Consider the following 16,094-nt stretch of genomic DNA (forward strand, 5'->3'; position numbering starts at 1 on the left):
CGAGACGACGATGGGCGCGAATCCCGGGTGAGGGATACGCGCCCATCGGGGCAGATCTCAGGTCAGGCGACGCGTCCGCGCACCGTGACGCGGTAGGCGTAGGTTCCGGCGATGATCGTGATCGGGATGGAGACCAGCAGACCGATGCCGATGAGGACGGCACCGACGATGTTGATGCCGACCAGGGCGAGGGCCAGCACAAAGAGGGTCCCACCGTTGGACGCGATCGCCTGGGCGCTGGCCTTGATGGCGGGAATCGGCTCGTCACCGCGGTCGATGACGAACTGGAAGGTCCACCACGTGAAGAACGTGATGACGATGCCGGGGATGACCAGCAGGACGAAGCCGATGCTGGTGGCTATGCCGACGAGGATGCCGGCGATGATGACGGCGGCAACATTGCCGAACTGGAAGAAGGACCCGAACCCGGGCTTGATCCCGTCCACCTCGTGCAGAGCTCCGCGGACGAGTGCCGCCTGAATGAGGAGCGCGACGACTCCGACGACGACACTGAAGATCAAGCTGAGGACGACGTTGTCGGAGCTCAACACGAAGTTCAGGACGCCCTGGATGATCGCGGCGACGAGGACGATGCCGACCCAGACGAGGGCGTTCTCCTTGAACTTGTCGAAGCCATATCCGATTGCCGTTCCCACGGACAGCTGCGTCGGCATCGGCGACTCACCGAAGGCCGGAGGCGGCGGGTAGTTGCCCTGCGGGGGCGGTGGGTAGCCACCGGGTGGTGGGTAGCCGCCTTGCTGGGGGTAATCGCCGGGAGGAGGCGGGTAGTTCCCGGGTGGCGGGTAGCTGCCCTGCGGAGGTGGTGGGTAGTTGCCCTGGGGAGGTGGCGGGTAACCGCCCTGCGGGGGCGGGGGATAGCCGCCGGGGTTCTGTGGATCCTTGTCGGGGTCGTAACCGCCTGAGGTCATCGTGTCCTTCTCCCTCGGGAAGAGTTGTCGCGGTCACTGTACGTCCGATTCGTGCGCAGTTGGGTCCTGTCGCGTTGCAACGTGATCTCGATCGGTCGGTAGGTCAGGTATTCGAGGGGGCGAACACCCACGGCTCGCGCGGTACCCGCGTCGGCTTCCACTGTGCGAGCAGTTCCTCGGCGTTCTTCGCATGCGGCATGCCGAGGGAAGCGGTGATGAGCGACCACGCGTCGGGCCGCTCACGCAGTGTCACCGCGCCGTCCCGCTTGGCCAGGCGCTTGCCCTCGACATTGAGTGCGAGGGGCACATGGACGTAGGTGGCGGGGGTGAGGCCGAGAAGTTGCGCCAGATACCCCTGCCGCGGGGCAGAGGTGAGCAGGTCGTCGCCGCGCACGATCTGGTCGACGCCCTGCGCGCCATCGTCGACGACGACGGCGAGGTTGTAGGCGGGGACGCCGTCGGATCGGCGAAGGACGAAGTCGTCCACCTGGCCTCGGAACAGACCGTGCAGCTGGTCGACGACGGTGAATTCGGTTGTCTGCGAACGCAATCGGATGGCGGGTGGGCGGTCCTTGGCTGCTTTCTGATCAGCGGTCAGGTTTCTGCAGGTTCCTGGGTATGCGCCGTCGGGTGCGTGCGGGGCCGACGCGGCCTGCAGGATTTCCCGACGCGTGCAGAAACATTCGTACGTCAGCCCGGCGGCGGTGAGCGTGCGAATCGTGGCGTCGTAGATTTCCCGACGCTCGGATTGCCGCATGATGGGCCCGTCCCAGTCGAGTCCGATGGCGGCGAGGTCGTCGAGTTGACGTTGTTCGGAGCCGGGCTTCACACGATCGAGGTCCTCGACGCGCATCACGAAACGTCGTTCAGTGGAGCGGGCGAAGAGCCATGCCAGCAATGCGGTTCGTAGATTGCCGAGATGCAAGTCGCCGGAGGGACTGGGAGCGAAACGTCCGACGGGCATGGTGACAACTCTAGGTCGTGTGCCTGGCTCTCTGCACCGACGCAGACCCGAACATCGATGGTCAGCGTCGGCAATCGAGAAGGATTTTCCCGATGTGTTCGTGGCTGTCGAAATAGCGGTGTGCGGCAGCGACCTGGGAGAGGGGGAAGACGCGGTCGATGGTGGGACGGATCGATCCTGAAGCGAGCAAAGGCCATACCAGGCGTTGTGTTTCGGACATGATGGCTGTCTTCTGTGCCGAGGAACGGTCTCGCAGCAGCGTTCCGATGATGGTGGCTTTCTTTTTCATCAGCATCGCGAAGTCGAGGTCGCCTGTGCTGCCGCCTTGCATCCCAACGGTGACGATGCGTCCGAATGGGTTCAAGGCGTGGAGGTTACGGCCGAGGTATGGCCCGGCGACCGTGTCGAGGACGATATCGGCACCGCCGGCGGCGCTCATTTTCTCGGCGAAGTCGTCGGTGGTGTAGTTGATGAGGATGTCGGCTCCGAGCTCTCTCGCATGGGCAAGCTTCACGTCCGTGGAGGCGGTCACGGCGACGCGCCCTCCGAGGGCTTTGACGAGCTGGATTCCGAAGGACCCGATCCCGCCGCTGGCACCGTGGATGAGCACCGTCTCGCCGGATTCGAACCTGCCGGTCATACAGATGTTCGAGACGAGGGTTGCCGCGACTTCGGGGACGCCTGCCGCCTCGAGCACTGTCATGCTCTGTGGTGCGGCCAGGACATGCCCTTCGTCGACGGCGACCTTCTCGGCGTATCCCCCGGACGCCAACAGCGCGACGACAGGCTCACCGACATTGAACCGGGTACTGGCGGAGCCGAGCGCACCGACCGTCCCGGAGACCTCGAGGCCGAAGATGTCGGAGGCACTGGCCGGCAGGTTGTACCGCCCGCGACGCTGGAGGGCGTCAGCTCGGTTGAGTCCGGCTCCGGCGAACTTGGGGGGATTTACCAACTCTATACCCCGATCCCCGCCATGGTGATCTCCCGCAGCGATTGCCGCCGCAGAGAACCGGTATTCCTCCGCGCTTGCAGTGCTCAAGGACCCGAGTTTGATCAACACGGAGCCTTCGACGAAGCAGCGTCACCGAAGCGAAGGGCCCGAACAATCGATCACCCTCAAGATCAGCACCTACGACAGCGAGATGCTCAGCGCGTTCTGTCTGCTCGACGAGACTCCGCTTGCCGACCAACTGCGTAAGGCGGTCAGCGTGTACGTCGAGAATCGCAAGACCGACAAGACGCTGTCGGCGAAGATCGAGGAGGCCAATGCCGAGCGGGAACGCACACTGTCTGCTCTGGCGCAGACGGGTACCTAACTATCTGACGGCGACCGCCCCACCCCTCAGGTGAGCGTTTTCTTACGAGATCGAACGAACTGCGCGGTAGTTTGTCGAGATGTCGGACGGAGAAGCGGCCGCATGGCTATCGGCGGGGTTGGAGCCGGTAGCCATGCGCTTGGCGAGGGTGGATGGGGCCGCGTACGAGATAGGTCTGTTGTCACTGGCTTGGTCGCGCGAGGCGTTCGAGATCAGCGAGATCGCGCAACAGGCAGGGGGGCTCGATCTGGTGGTCACCGGCATCAGGCCGATACCTCCGGTGCTGGTGATGCTGTTCAGTGAAGCTATTCATCACCTGCGGGCCGCGTTCGAGAACACTCTGTTCCACCTTGTGGAAGCCGAACGCGGACAGCCTCTTTCGGCCAAGCATGCCAAGCACGTGAAGATGCCGGTGCATGAAACGCGAACCGCTTTCGATAACTGGCAGAGCCGGGCCGTCAATGATGGGGTAGTCGAACTCGGCCCACAGACAAAGCTGGGCAGGCGAATAGAATCCCTGCAACCGTTCGCGGACACGACATCATCGGTGCCGGCGCTGCCGCCGAGGCTGGCGGCACTGATGGGTGGATCTGTCTCGACGGCTCACCCGATGGTGCTGTTGCAGAAGTACTCGAACATCGACAAACACCGATCGATCCGAATGGCTGGCGCTCACACGACCGTCATCCGCGAAGACGAGGGTTTCGCAGATGCCGACCGCTCTATGCGCCCGGTATCGGTCGGCGACGTTCTGGCCACGACCCGACGCGACAGCGGAGGTGTAGTCGTGGAACTCCAGCCCGCTATCACCGTCGAACGGCCCCAAACAGGAGTATGGGTATCTCCCGGTGCAGAGCTGTCACGGTTGTGGCTACACGTCTCGCAGATCGTCGTCCCCACACTCGTGAACGGGGTCGCGCTGACACGAGCGGTACCGCCCCAGATCGATCTCGGCGACACCGGAACAGCATGGACTCAGCGGATCGCGCACGGCGGGTGGTCGACCGCCAAGGATCGGATGGATGCAGTGGCAGCGGCTGCCCTCGACGAAGCCAACGCTGCCCCGGTGAGACATCCTCGAACCGGGATGCCGTCCGCAGATACCTAGTCGCTCGTCACGTTCGACGTGTACGAGGTTCGAGCTGAACACAGCGAACAACCGGACGTTGCCGCATAGAATCTCAAACATGTCCGAATCGACGTCGAATCAGAACCACCCTCACGGATTCGATTTCGACTACGACTTCTGGTTCGAATGCGACTGCTCCGCAAGAACACAGGTGTCGGCTTCTATTTATGAACAGCAGTGCAACGGCGAGCGGCCGCATCCACACTGCGCTTCGTGTGACACGACAATCGACATCGCAAGAGCCAATCCCGCCGTTCGCGACCCGTCGGATATCGACCACCAGGACGAGGCCGTTGATCGCCACTACTGGTATCACTCCACCTATCTCGAAGACTGGCCATCCGAGGATTCGTACCGCCAGGACGTCACCGAGATGATCGAAAAGTCGATGCTCCCGCACTGGCAACATCAAGGAATGATCGACGGAAAACTCTCCATTGCATTGCATTTGGGAACTTACGGCGCAGCCGTAGAGAATATCCTCCGCCGAAGATGCAACCAGGACTTCGACGGTCGCTCTTACTGGCTTCATCAGGTCGAGATCCGGCTCGAAGCGGCTGACCTCTACCCGGCGGTACGCCGCGAGCTCGACGGGGTAATCGGCGATGTGCCGCTGAGTGAGCTAGTCAAGCATGAGAACTCTCAGGCAGTGCGCTACGTAAACACCCACGAGTCAGCTGGGTCCATCTCTCTGGCTGTCGCCCGAACCGTCATTGCCCGAGTACGAACGATCGCGCTCCCGCCACCGTCGACAGTCCTGTCAGCGTCTGCTCGAGCCCAGAAAGCTGTAGAAGCTGCCTCCGCTCAACTTGCCGATGCGCAGAGGCTTCGGCCCGACACAACCGGGATTCCCGACAACAAAATTCCACGGTCTGTGCATGCAGTAAAGCTCGCGGAGCGGCGCGGCATTATCGATCCGCGTCTGATGGAAGTTGCAAAGAAGACGGAGAACTACGAAAACCGGCATCAAGAAATATGGACGGAGTTGAAGAATGGCCTGCTCGACGAGTACCTAGTTGGGGTGAACGCGCAGGTGCGTTCGTTGTTCGATGGCGCATGCCAAACGGTCGGCAACCCGCACGAATTTCACGAGCAAGTCAAGGGATTGGCAGTGCTCGTCTGCGAGCCTGACTCTGTTGTACGTGCGTTCGAGGACGCAAAGTGGCGAAAGATCGGGCACGTGCCTTAACCGAAACCGTGTGTTGAAGCCCTGAGCGCGCGGCGGTAGTGCCGGATGAGTTGTCCACACGCCGCACCGCGCGAGCCGGACGAGTGCCTGACTCGCTGAATGGCCCCGCCGTGTTGAGTGGAAGATGTCTTGGATAACGATGGGCGAGCAGCACTACTGTCGGTGCAGCGCATCGAGATTCCGTTGCTGTCTACTGGATGATTCCTGCTGGGTCGAGTCCGCGGTGCGGGAGCTCGAGAGAGTCGCGGCGAAGCCGTCGACGCCCACTAGCTCCGGCAGGTTCAGGCCGGATGTGATGTCCCCCGGGTACGAGAAGGCCAGGGCGTTGGTGTCCCTGCTCGCGGAGCGGCTTCCGGTGAATCTGCGCGGTCAGTTTGCGACGGCTACTGCGTACGCGGACGGCTCGAACCTCGAGGACTGGGCACGTTACTCGGTAGGGCTGGCGAGCATGATCCTTCTGTCTGGGCAGGTTCTCGCTGCACTCGACGGGGCGTCCGTTCGCCACTTGTGAGGGAAGTGACCGCTGGTTCAGGTGGGCAAGCCGGGTCCGGATTCGTCTGGGGCCGAGTTCACTTCGATCGGGTTCGCGTACGAGAGAATCCAGAGATGAACGATTTGGACGTCGAGACCTTGCGGCCGCTGCTGTTCGATCTTCTCGTCGCTGGCACCCACAAGGACATCACCGCCCGGTTCGAGAAGATGGAGCTGGTGGGGCCCAGTGAGGAGGTTGCGACGAAAGCCGAGCGTGTGCGGAGCCTGGTGGAGACGTTGACCCCTAGCGCGTTGGAGGACGCCGCTGCATGGATCCTGGCCCGTATGCAGCCGTCCGCGGCGCAACGAAACGGGCTACAGGACGTTCTCTGGAGGAACACCGGTCCCGCGATCGAAGAACGCGCTCGACGAGAGGTCGCAGCGGCGGTGCCCATCGAAGACCTTCTAAACGACCAGGATCGTTTCGAAGCGCTGCTCGACCGATGGTGGGTGCTCGGAGGTGACGACGTGTTCGGAGACTTCTTCGGTGGTCCGCCCCCACTGCGCAAACAGATCCAGCAGCACGTCTTCCAGAATCCGGGGGACTGGTCGTGGGAGATGCTGCTCGACCGGTTGGGCGCGTTCGAGGCCGTCGACAAGCGGTTCGTCGGCTTCTTGGAAGGGGTTGTCTCCCACGCCGTTCTTCCGACACAGGAGAGTCAGGAACACGTGGTATCGCTGGTCAACCCTGTGCTCAGGAAGGTGAGCCTGGAGCTGCGCGAAGTCGACAGATCCGGCGGTTATCCCGTCTATCGCCTGGCATCCACCCTGACGCCGTCGTCGCGGCCGAAGACCGTCATCTTCGCGTCCTCGAGCAAACCCGATCTGCGTGTCAGTGATGCGGTGGCTGGTGAGATCGAGATCGTGGATGCGCACGATGCACTGGTGTACGACGCACCGATCGGGACAGACGGGCTGCGCTTCGACGCGCTGCGTACATGGTGGAGCTCGCAGACCCCGGGAATCGACGACGAGGCGGACCCGCGGTCCCTATATGAGCGGCTCGCTGCGTCCATTCCGAAATCTTCGCCTCCGCAAAGCTATCTGTTCTGGATCTACCACAAGCTCTATTGGGACCGGATCGGCTCTGCGCCCGCACTTTTGCCCGAAGTGTGGATGCACTGGGACCCTAAAACCATTCGAGAGCGGGGCGCTCAAGCCTTGCTCGGACAGCGAATGGATTTCCTGATCCTCGGCCCGAACAATCAGCGCATCATCCTCGAGGTCGATGGCAACAGCCACTACACCGACGAGGCAGGTCAGCCATCGCCCGCTCGCTACGCCCGAAACACCCAGTACGACCGCGACATGCAACTACGTAACTACACCGTGTATCGCTTCGGGGGTTACGAGCTGCCGGACCGAGAACGAGCGACACCTATGCTCGCCGACTTCTTCGATCGAATGTTCACAAGACACCACATCACAATCGACCCGTGATAGTTCTCGACGTCCGGCTGGTTCAATCGCCCTAAGAGCCCTGATCGTCGGATGTCTTCGGCATCTTGTCGAAGATTTCCGGTCCCACTGCACCGATCATCTTTTCATCATGGCCACAGAGTTTCAGCCATCGCATTGTTCCCCGCAGCAAAGCACGAACCGCAGCGTCGACGGTATCTGTGATGTAGATGGGGTCCGGAATCGAGGTTGTCCGAAAATGACCTGGCTCGTACTCCGCGGTGGGGACCAGATCGAAACCTTCGAGACCGAACCAGTTTTGACCGTGTCCGGCCCCACTGGCTGCGTTCCACAGGTACGCCCACTCGTTCGGGTCGCTGCCTGTGGACTCCGCAGCACCACGCACCAGATCTTCATAGCCGGGTGGTTTGCGCGCTGGTGTGGTCTCGAACGTGAGATCCGCTGCGCGGGATATGAGATCGGTGATCCGTTGCTCGATTCGGCTCGGATCACTCTTCCTGGCTACCAGTGCTTTCTTGTGCATTTTGAAGTCGTGATGCATGAGCCGGACATGTCGTTGTACGCACTCCTCGAAAGATGTGAGATCGAGGATCCAGAGGGCGTGAGCGGCCGCTTCGAGTCCTGACCGCGCGAGCAGCAGATACGGCCGCGTTCGCACTCTGTTCACGGCACCGGGGACGAATTCATAGGGTGCCACCAGATCGGCCCACAGTGACAGGTTCTCGGCCGCGGAGAGCAGGTAACTGCGCGTCCAGCCCGAAACCTTCTCCCAGTGATAGATGGCGTCGACCCGATCAAGGGCGCTGTTCGGTACGGGGTCAACCGTGCGGGTCAGGACGAGCTCGCAGGCTCGAACAAGGTAGGCGTTCCGCGTCCACACCTGGCTCTGGTCCGGAGGCAGTTGCAGAATGCTCTCGTCCGGCCCTGGAGCGTGTCCTGAGGGTGGCGTCACCGGGTGAGGTCCACGACGCAGGCGTCGACGGCCTGGACGTCGGGGTCGCCGGGGGAGATGTCCAACTCGGAGCTGGCTCGTTGCCAGCTCGTGGTGTTCCGCGCTCCTCCGGTCGAGGAGTAGACGGTGCCGTTGGCGATGACCCAGACATCGGATCGGTTCTCGACCCCGCCGGTGGCGTCGAGGGTGGTTCCGCCGATGTAGGTGTAGTCGCCGGAGTCGATGACGGTGCCGTTGGTCAGGGTCAGCCCGGATTCAGAGAAGCCGGAGGAGACCAGATCCACGAGTGACTGATTCGCTGGGGCGCATCGGGGATCGGATGTGTACGTCGCGGGAGCTGGGGGAGCGACGGCCACAGCTGACGTGGTGGTCGTGGTTGGCGGCACGGTGGTGGCCGGCGGTGTGGTTGTTGACGGGGCGGGCGTCGACGTTTCTTGTGCCGCTGCGCTCGACGTCGTGGACTGGGTAGCGGCCTGAGAGTCGTCGGCTGACTCGTCGTCGCCGAACACGGCACCGAGCACGCCGATCACGACGAACGCGACGACGATGCCGCCGATGATCTTGACCGCGTGGGGCACGCCTGCCTGGGTGGGCTGGCTAGGTTCATCGGCACCCGTGGGAGCTGGTTGCTCTGCTGTCGGTCCGGTGACGGGTTGTGTGTGCTCGGTCCATTGGGTTCCGTCCCAGTACCTGATCAGTCCTGGTTCGCTCGGGTCTGGGTGCCATCCGGGCGCGGGTGTGGGGCCGGTCATCGGGGTGTCCGTTCGTCGTTTTCGGTGGTGCTGTCGTGGGGTGGATTCGTCGGAATCGCTTCGCCTTTGTACAGGAGAAACCTGCGCTCCTGGGGTTCATAGGCTTCAGAGTGGTCCCTGTACTCCGCTAATATCACACCTGCGGGAAGTGTAAATATCTACTGCACCAGAGTGTTGTGACTACCGCACCAAGGAATATGTCTCAACCGTGCAAGCGTGTTCTTACTCCTTCGCAAAGGTGGTAGTTGGAGGCTTGCCTTTCACGCTTGTTCGCGACAGAGTGGGCAGTAACACCGGCTTGACCAGTTGAAACAGTGGTTGGGTCCCGATCGGGCACAAGAAAAACACTTGTGAATGAAAAGGGCCCCTGACGCATAAGCGCCAGGGGCTACCTTCAATGTTTTGCGAGGTCTCAAGCCCTCGCTTCTACAACAAGATTAGCAAGGAGTTGCCCCGTGGTTCAACCGCCCGCTCTCGCCTGCGTCACCTCTCACCTCTCTCCCGCGCGTTTGAGTACGTACCTTCACCACGCCAAAAACCATCACGGGCACGCGTTGCAGCTGTATCTGTGGAACACCGAGATGAGCGGTGCTCTCCAAGAAGCCTTGAGCGTTGCGGAGGTCTTTCTTCGTAACACCATTGATGCCCAACTACGAGTCTGGAACGCCGCACAACCGCCTCGAGGTGCGCAGACGTACGACGGGCAATGGGTGAAGACCCCGGCGAAACCGTTATACGGAATCCTCAACTTCCGCGACAGAAACAAGGTGATGCACTCGACCTACGAGAGCGCCCGAGGACGAGCCGCGAGCGATATGAACCTGCGCCAACCCGGTCATCTCCGGCACGGTATGCCGGTTGATCACGACGACCTCGTTGCGCACATGACCTTCGGGGACTGGAAGAAGCTCATTCCCAGGAAGGACGTGCGGCATGCGTCCGGAATCGGCCCGGGCCAGCAACGGGACATGTGGAACCTGTCGATAGCCAAAGCATTCCCGAATCACCCGAACCCGCAGGTTATCTGGTTCTGGGTTGATCGACTGCACGCGATTCGGAACAGAGTCGCGCATCTCGAACCTCTCTGCGACCTCACCGACGTCGAAATCATGGGCTACCACCGCACGGTTGCACGTCTACTGCGCGCAATCGATCCCCCTCTCGCTGAGTGGTATGGCGGCCACAGTCGAGTGCCCGAGGTCTGCAAACGGCGACCTGTCTTCTGAACCGGCCACCACGGTCGACGAATCCGACGCAGGAGCATGCGATGAGTACCACCCGGCCTGAACCCACCACCGAGTCGCGCATCAACATGGAACAGCTGACATCGGCGTCCAAACGGAAAACGGGACTGCAACTCCCGCACTCGTTCTTGCGGAGCGAGGACGGAATTCCTCCGCTCCTGAGTTTGCTCCGCGGCGGTAGGAGTGGCGAAGTGCGTCTGAAGCTATACCTCACCGCCAGCCTCATTGCCGCAGCCCGGCCTCACGAATACCGCCGCAACACTCCCGCCCGCGCATGGGCGGAGCTGCTGAATCTGCCGGAACCGGCAACAGCCGGCGCACGCCGCGTCTCGGATGCTTTCGAATGGCTCAACGATCACGACTACCTGCGCGTGGACAGACGCCGCGGGGTCCCGCCGAAGTTCACGCTCCTGAGCATGGATCTCGACGGCAAGGAATATGCGAAGCCGACCACCGAGTACGTGGCGATTCCGCTTGGGCTGTGGACCCGGCATTGGATTAACGCGTTGAGTGGAACCGAGTTGGCCATTTTCCTGGCCATCCTCGATCTACCAGGGAACGACGATCCCCACAGCAGGCAGCCACGGTTTGCCACGGGTGAGCAGAAGGACAGGTACGGATTCTCGGATGACTCGTGGACGCAGGCAACGAAACAGCTGGTTCACCTCGGTGTGCTCGAAGTGACTAGGAAGGTCGCCAACGGTGGAATGAGTCAACGCCGCAATCGGAACATCTATCGGCTGATTGACCCACATCTGGATGCTGAGCCGGGCTGGCCCGTCACCTGCTGGGACGGCGTTTGAAGAGTGACCCCGGGGCGGTTCAAAGAGTGCGATTAGCATCACCTGGATTTGATGAGTGCGCGCATGCGCGTCGTCGAAGTCATCGCGCGCAGTCAGCGGCTCGTACTCGTCCGGAACTCCCAACGCCACCATCCGAAGTTGTTCGATGGCCATCAGAACTCGACTGCCGTGCTCGAATATTTCCACGAATCCGAAGTCTTCTTGGAACAGCGGCTCGGCCTCTAACAGCTCAGGCCCCCTGCCCGCTATCGGCGGACGGCTAGGGGTGACGTGTAGGGCTTCTACTGTGCGCTCTATGATCAACCGGTTCAAAGTCGTCGTTTGCGTAGGGCTTAATACCGCTTTCCTGCAACCCTTTTCGTACTTTCACTGGCATGTACGTGCGCCGCCTCAGAGAATCGTCGGCGGTCAGCCACTCATCCGCAAGCCTTTCAGTCGACGCGAAATCCAGCAACAAGCATTCGATCTCCATTACATCCCGCATGGCGTCCGCTGCGACCCCTTGGTGACCCGAGAGTGTGGCTTCGAGCGCAGTTCAATAGTCCGCTTTTAACCGTTCGACCAGGAATGCGATGCCGGCCAGGGCAGGCAACTCTGCGTAGGCCTTGTTGGCGGCATGAAGGTAAGTGAATAACTGCTCCAACCCACGCAGCCGCGCCCCCGAGACGAGACTCGTGAGCCGGGTAGTTCGTCGTTGCTCCGCTAGAACTAATGCCTCTGCAAGCAACGGTCTCGAATCCCGCAGAGTCAGTAGTTGGTCCGAATACCTAAGGGTCATGAGTCGACTTAGCTTGCTTTCGACGCCATACGCGTGAGCTCGGCAGCGTCCAGGGTTGCACGAAACATCGGTGTAAGCGCGCGTAGACGTCAACTTTTCTTGACGGTGCGGAAACTGTAGTTTGCGTACCGTTTTGGGATTCACCATGCGTTTACGTCGCGTGATCTCATCCAACCTGAATGATTGCTGGATTGTGTCCCACACGGAGATGGCAACACTTCAACTTGGGACGACGAATCTCGCCTCAACAGAAACGTCCAACGCAACAACGTCTCCGACCGTCACATCGGACCCGGCCGCCAACTCCACCTTCACAACCGTCGAACCCACGGCCACGTCTGCGATGCTTCGAAATCCGGTAGGCCTCGAGTCTGAAACAACCCCACGAATCCCGTTGTCATTCAGCGTGATCAGCTCATGGCGCAACAACAACACAGCAGGGCCGGATGGCAGATTTACACCGTCCACGTCCAACTCACCGAGCTCGGAGCGGTGCACCCCAACCCCATCCCACTGACCCTCGATTTCGTTCATCCCACCCATCAGGCGAGACACCGCCAACGTGCTCGGACGCGTGTAGGCGGTCGCGATATCGGAGTGATGCTCCAGCCTTCCGTCGATGAGCACCGCCACGGACTCGGCCAGCACCGCCGCTTCCTGCTGATCGTGGGTGACGAGCAACAGAGTCTGATCCAACGACGAACGCAATTCGCGAACCAGATCGTGCATCTCGGTGCGCAACACCGGGTCCAGCGCACTGAAGGGCTCGTCCAACAACAACACTCGCGGCGAACCGGCGAGCGAACGCGCCAACGCCACCCGTTGCGCTTGCCCACCCGATACCTCGGACACCGCACGATCTCCGATGTCGCCGAGATGCACCAGGTCGAGGTACTTCCGGGCCTGCTCGCGCGACCGCTTGCGGCTCTCCCCGGCAGCGCGGTAGGCGAAGCCGATGTTGTCGAGTACCGACATGTGCGGGAACAACATCGGACGCTGGAATACCATCCCCACCCCGCGGTTCTCGGCCGCAACGCCGTTCACCTCGCGGCCGTCGATGCGCACCGTGCCGGCGGTGGGTGAATCGAGGCCGGCAATCAGCCGCAGTGCAGTGCTCTTGCCCGAGCCCGACGGCCCGAGAATCGCCGTGCACGACCCTGGCGGCACGGTGAGATCCAACGAATCCAGAGCCGCAACCGATTGACCGGCATGGACTTTCGTGAGTCCGTGGACGGACAATTCGACGCTCATCGTGCACTCCTACGGCGCAACCGGGCCAGCATGAGCACCAGCAACAACGGCGGCACGACGGCAGCGACCGACAGCGCAGCCACCACCGAATCGTTGCCGGTGCCGGCAGCAAACGAGGCAACGAGTATGGGCACGGTGACCAGTCTGCCTCCACCGATCAGCAGGGTGATCACGTAGTCGCTCCACGCCACGAGGAAGGCGAGCAACGCCGCCCCCGCCAGTGCCGGAGCCAGCAGCGGAATGCGAATACGCCGCAGCACCATGGCACTCGACGCACCGAGAGTGCGAGCCTCCTCCTCATAGCCGATGTCGTACGCGCCGAATGCCACTCGCATCAGATACGTCGTATATGGAATGGCCGCAACGGTCAGCAGCGCGATCACCGCCACCGTGCTCGGAATGCGCGAGCGCAGCACCAGAACATCGAGTCCCAATGCCACGGCAAACGGGGGCAGGGCCAGCGGCGCGAAGAGGATCCCGGCCACGAGAGCGGGAAAGCGCACCGTTCCGTTCACCAGTGCGCGAGCGGCCAACGTGCCCAATGGTGTTGCGATGGCGGCGACGGCGAGAGCGAGCAGGGTCGAGCGCACGAACGCATCGACGCCCCCGGCGTCGAGAGCGCTGCGAACGCCGTCGAATCCCCATTCCTGCGGAACCGATCCGGGAAACGACCATCGATTGCTGATGGCCCACAAGACAACCGGAATCAGCGGCAGCAGGAACCACAGGACCAGAACGGACCTGCCGACAGCGGGAAGAATCCTGTTCATTTCCACACCGCCGATCTGCGCAGATAGTGCAGTGCCACCGCGGCCACGATCACCGTCAGCGCGGTGGCGATCGTTGCGGCAGCGGCTGCCTGCGGACGCGTCTGAAGATCGATCGAGGTGAACAGGCGAATTGCCATCACCGACAGCGGCTCCGGATACGGGCGACCCAGAATACGGGCCACCTCGTACGATCCGACCGTGTACGCGAACGCGATGGCCGCCGATGCGAGCAGTGCGGGCCGAGCCAACGGCAGCGTGACCAGTCGCAGCCGAGCCCACCGGCCTGCGCCCAAGGTTGCGGCCGTCTCGTCGAATGCAGCTACTCGGGTAGCAAGAGTCCCGGCCACGACGACGGCCACGAAAGCCGATTCCTTCCAGGCGTATTCGGCGACAACGGCAATCCACCACCGCCCGCCGACCAACTCCGGCCAGCCGCCGTCGGTCATGCCGAGAATGCGGGGCAGCATGCCCGAATCCGCCAGCAACAACGCCATCGCCGCCGCGCCGATCAGGTGCGGCACCGTGACCGTCAATCCGGCGGCGACCAACGCGGCGCGTCCACCCGACAACGCCGTCAGCGCAGCCGCGAGCCCGATCACCGTGGCCAAGGCGGTCGACACGACGGCGATCGACAGCGTCAGCGCGACCGAGCGCCACAGGTCACCGCCCAGCGCGGAGTACGCGTCGACCGATAGTTCGGGGGTTCCGACCAACGGCATCAGACCCAGGCTCTGCAGCACGACGGTTCCGAGACCGCCGCCGACGACGAGAACGACCAGCACGACGGCAGGCAGCACCGCCGCCGTGCCGCGAAAGCTCTTCGTGGACGTGCTCACTGACCGGCGAGCACGCTTCGACGCCATCCCTCGTCGAGCGGGGTGACCCAGTCCGCGGACAGCTCCGGGTGCGCGTTCTCCGAGAGCTCCTCGTAGGAGGGCAGAACCGTCGAACTCGGCAACGCCTCGAACCGGGCGCGGGCGTCATCGGGCAATCGGTCGATATCGAGCACAGTGAACTGCCCCCACACGTCCGGCGTCGCCTTTGCAAGCTGTTGCTCGGGCGACAGCGCGAGATTGGCAACCACCTGCGCCGCGGCCGACTTCCCCGACGTCGACGGAATGGCAAGGAAACTCGCATTCCCGACGGTTCCCTCGTCGAGCGTCAGGACGCGGGTCTCCGGTGGGAAGGTGCCGTCGGCGACGAGTTTCGGAAGGGTCGCGGGGCCGTACGTCATCGTCATGTCGACCTGGCCACCGGCGTAGAGGGCGTCGAGCTCGGAGGAGGACTGCGGATACGTCGTTCCTTCGCGCCACAGTGACGGGGCGAGTTCGTTCAACTGATCGAACAATGCCGGTGCCAGGCGGTCGTAGGAGTCCTGATCGAACTGCGCGGGAACCTCGTCGACACCGCCGGAGGCATTGATCAACGCCTCACGCACGAACACCGAGCCGGTGAAGTCCGGGGGAGCGGGATAGGTGAAGCGGCCCGGGTTCGCGCGGGCCCAGTCGAGCACGCCGTCGAATGTCGTCGGCGGATCGGGGATAGCTGCTGCGTTGTAGACCAATGTGAATTGAGCTTTGTGCCAGGGTGATTCGCAGTTCTCGACCGGAGTGCCGAAGTCGTCGAGCAGCAGCGGATCCTCGGGATCGGTCAGTTCCATGTTCGGCAGATTCTGCGTCCAGCCGCACAGCCACGCCCCGGCCTGCTTACCGGTGCCGAAGTTCGCGCCATTGACCCACACCAGATCGACTTCGCCGTCGGTGACCCCGGCCTGCCGCTCGGACAGGATGCGGTTGACGGCATCGGTCGTCGATTCCACCGGCACGCGCCGCAGTGTGACGCCCTCTTCGGCGGCCGCGGGCGTGAGCACGTCGTCGACGTAGGCATTGCCCTGCTCGTCGCCGCCGTACATCCATAGCGAGACGGTCTGCCCCTGCGCCTGCTCTTCGATCTCGCTCCACGACTGCGCCTCGGCAATCGGCGCTTCCGAATCCGGCGCAGCACAGGAGGTCAGCAGCAGCCCTGCGCTCGCCGCAATCGTCACTGCGCACCGTACTGAACGAA

The 16,094-nt window shown here is 62.5% G+C and carries 17 protein-coding genes; 8 read left to right on the top strand and 9 right to left on the bottom strand.

The window, feature by feature from the left end; translation table 11 throughout:
- Window positions 1-62 precede the first annotated feature (62 nt).
- The 3 genes from CH302_RS00120 to CH302_RS00130 form a co-directional block, all read right to left on the bottom strand.
- A complete protein-coding gene (locus CH302_RS00120) occupies window positions 63-929 on the bottom strand; it encodes a hypothetical protein (RefSeq protein WP_082323474.1) in 867 nt (288 codons plus the stop codon).
- A 103-nt stretch (window positions 930-1,032) separates the two neighbouring features.
- A complete protein-coding gene (gene gluQRS / locus CH302_RS00125) occupies window positions 1,033-1,893 on the bottom strand; it encodes a tRNA glutamyl-Q(34) synthetase GluQRS (protein WP_037187693.1) in 861 nt (286 codons plus the stop codon).
- 61 nt (window positions 1,894-1,954) lie between these two features.
- Entirely contained in the window at window positions 1,955-2,935 is a 981-nt protein-coding gene (locus tag CH302_RS00130) for an NAD(P)H-quinone oxidoreductase (protein ID WP_176460615.1), read from the bottom strand.
- A gap of 10 nt (window positions 2,936-2,945) precedes the next feature.
- Between CH302_RS00130 and CH302_RS29515 the strand changes: the two genes are divergently transcribed.
- The 5 genes from CH302_RS29515 to CH302_RS00150 all read left to right on the top strand — a co-directional run bounded on the left by CH302_RS29515 (window position 2,946) and on the right by CH302_RS00150 (window position 7,501).
- Complete coding sequence (locus tag CH302_RS29515) at window positions 2,946-3,212, top strand: hypothetical protein (RefSeq protein WP_141216556.1); 267 nt, start codon at window positions 2,946-2,948, stop codon at window positions 3,210-3,212.
- A 79-nt stretch (window positions 3,213-3,291) separates the two neighbouring features.
- Complete coding sequence (locus CH302_RS00135) at window positions 3,292-4,320, top strand: hypothetical protein (protein ID WP_037187697.1); 1,029 nt, start codon at window positions 3,292-3,294, stop codon at window positions 4,318-4,320.
- A gap of 79 nt (window positions 4,321-4,399) precedes the next feature.
- The gene (locus CH302_RS00140; protein WP_141216557.1) at window positions 4,400-5,530 is read left to right on the top strand and encodes a hypothetical protein; all 1,131 of its coding nucleotides are present in this window, start codon (window positions 4,400-4,402) and stop codon (window positions 5,528-5,530) included.
- A 292-nt stretch (window positions 5,531-5,822) separates the two neighbouring features.
- Window positions 5,823-6,041 (top strand): iron-containing alcohol dehydrogenase, encoded by a 219-nt coding sequence (locus CH302_RS00145; protein ID WP_141216558.1) that lies wholly within the window; start codon window positions 5,823-5,825, stop codon window positions 6,039-6,041.
- Between the two features lie 95 nt (window positions 6,042-6,136).
- Entirely contained in the window at window positions 6,137-7,501 is a 1,365-nt protein-coding gene (locus CH302_RS00150; protein WP_052047326.1) for a hypothetical protein, read from the top strand.
- Between the two features lie 31 nt (window positions 7,502-7,532).
- On the opposite strand, the gene CH302_RS00155 is transcribed toward CH302_RS00150, so the two are convergent.
- The gene (locus tag CH302_RS00155) at window positions 7,533-8,432 is read right to left on the bottom strand and encodes a hypothetical protein (RefSeq protein ID WP_037187703.1); all 900 of its coding nucleotides are present in this window, start codon (window positions 8,430-8,432) and stop codon (window positions 7,533-7,535) included.
- The gene (locus tag CH302_RS00160; RefSeq protein WP_082323475.1) at window positions 8,429-9,184 is read right to left on the bottom strand and encodes a DUF2510 domain-containing protein; all 756 of its coding nucleotides are present in this window, start codon (window positions 9,182-9,184) and stop codon (window positions 8,429-8,431) included. The genes CH302_RS00155 and CH302_RS00160 overlap by 4 nt, the downstream gene beginning before the upstream one ends.
- A gap of 455 nt (window positions 9,185-9,639) precedes the next feature.
- Between CH302_RS00160 and CH302_RS00165 the strand changes: the two genes are divergently transcribed.
- The 3 genes from CH302_RS00165 to CH302_RS29855 all read left to right on the top strand — a co-directional run bounded on the left by CH302_RS00165 (window position 9,640) and on the right by CH302_RS29855 (window position 11,456).
- Window positions 9,640-10,410, top strand: a complete 771-nt coding sequence (locus CH302_RS00165) for a hypothetical protein (protein WP_141216559.1) — start codon at window positions 9,640-9,642, stop codon at window positions 10,408-10,410.
- Window positions 10,411-10,619: 209 nt separating this feature from the next.
- The gene (locus CH302_RS00170; protein ID WP_141216560.1) at window positions 10,620-11,231 is read left to right on the top strand and encodes a hypothetical protein; all 612 of its coding nucleotides are present in this window, start codon (window positions 10,620-10,622) and stop codon (window positions 11,229-11,231) included.
- A gap of 63 nt (window positions 11,232-11,294) precedes the next feature.
- A complete protein-coding gene (locus tag CH302_RS29855; RefSeq protein WP_155292877.1) occupies window positions 11,295-11,456 on the top strand; it encodes a hypothetical protein in 162 nt (53 codons plus the stop codon).
- A gap of 772 nt (window positions 11,457-12,228) precedes the next feature.
- On the opposite strand, the gene CH302_RS00180 is transcribed toward CH302_RS29855, so the two are convergent.
- Genes CH302_RS00180 through CH302_RS00195 form a run of 4 tightly spaced genes read right to left on the bottom strand, consistent with a single transcriptional unit; the run spans window position 12,229 to window position 16,074 of the window.
- Window positions 12,229-13,260: an ABC transporter ATP-binding protein gene (locus tag CH302_RS00180; RefSeq protein ID WP_052047328.1), complete on the bottom strand. Its 1,032-nt coding sequence runs from the start codon at window positions 13,258-13,260 to the stop codon at window positions 12,229-12,231.
- Window positions 13,257-14,030, bottom strand: coding sequence for an ABC transporter permease (locus CH302_RS00185; RefSeq protein WP_037187711.1), 774 nt, complete (start codon window positions 14,028-14,030; stop codon window positions 13,257-13,259). Before CH302_RS00185 ends, CH302_RS00180 begins: the two co-directional genes overlap by 4 nt.
- Window positions 14,027-14,866: an ABC transporter permease gene (locus tag CH302_RS00190; protein ID WP_082323476.1), complete on the bottom strand. Its 840-nt coding sequence runs from the start codon at window positions 14,864-14,866 to the stop codon at window positions 14,027-14,029. Before CH302_RS00190 ends, CH302_RS00185 begins: the two co-directional genes overlap by 4 nt.
- Window positions 14,863-16,074 carry an ABC transporter substrate-binding protein gene (locus CH302_RS00195; protein WP_037187713.1) on the bottom strand — a complete coding sequence of 404 codons (1,212 nt, stop codon included), beginning with the start codon at window positions 16,072-16,074 and terminating at the stop codon, window positions 14,863-14,865. Before CH302_RS00195 ends, CH302_RS00190 begins: the two co-directional genes overlap by 4 nt.
- Window positions 16,075-16,094 lie beyond the last annotated feature (20 nt).

The sequence above is a fragment of the Rhodococcus sp. 15-2388-1-1a genome, from assembly GCF_002259145.1.
In the GTDB taxonomy this organism is placed as follows: domain Bacteria; phylum Actinomycetota; class Actinomycetes; order Mycobacteriales; family Mycobacteriaceae; genus Rhodococcoides.

Coding starts and splice junctions, on each gene's coding strand:
- CH302_RS00120 (WP_082323474.1), bottom strand. CDS start 929: ATGACCTCAGGCGGTTACGACCCCGACAAGGATCCACAGAACCCCGGC.
- gluQRS (WP_037187693.1), bottom strand. CDS start 1,893: ATGCCCGTCGGACGTTTCGCTCCCAGTCCCTCCGGCGACTTGCATCTC.
- CH302_RS00135 (WP_037187697.1), top strand. CDS start 3,292: ATGTCGGACGGAGAAGCGGCCGCATGGCTATCGGCGGGGTTGGAGCCG.
- CH302_RS00140 (WP_141216557.1), top strand. CDS start 4,400: ATGTCCGAATCGACGTCGAATCAGAACCACCCTCACGGATTCGATTTC.
- CH302_RS00150 (WP_052047326.1), top strand. CDS start 6,137: ATGAACGATTTGGACGTCGAGACCTTGCGGCCGCTGCTGTTCGATCTT.
- CH302_RS00160 (WP_082323475.1), bottom strand. CDS start 9,184: ATGACCGGCCCCACACCCGCGCCCGGATGGCACCCAGACCCGAGCGAA.
- CH302_RS29855 (WP_155292877.1), top strand. CDS start 11,295: ATGCGCGTCGTCGAAGTCATCGCGCGCAGTCAGCGGCTCGTACTCGTC.
- CH302_RS00180 (WP_052047328.1), bottom strand. CDS start 13,260: ATGAGCGTCGAATTGTCCGTCCACGGACTCACGAAAGTCCATGCCGGT.
- CH302_RS00185 (WP_037187711.1), bottom strand. CDS start 14,030: ATGAACAGGATTCTTCCCGCTGTCGGCAGGTCCGTTCTGGTCCTGTGG.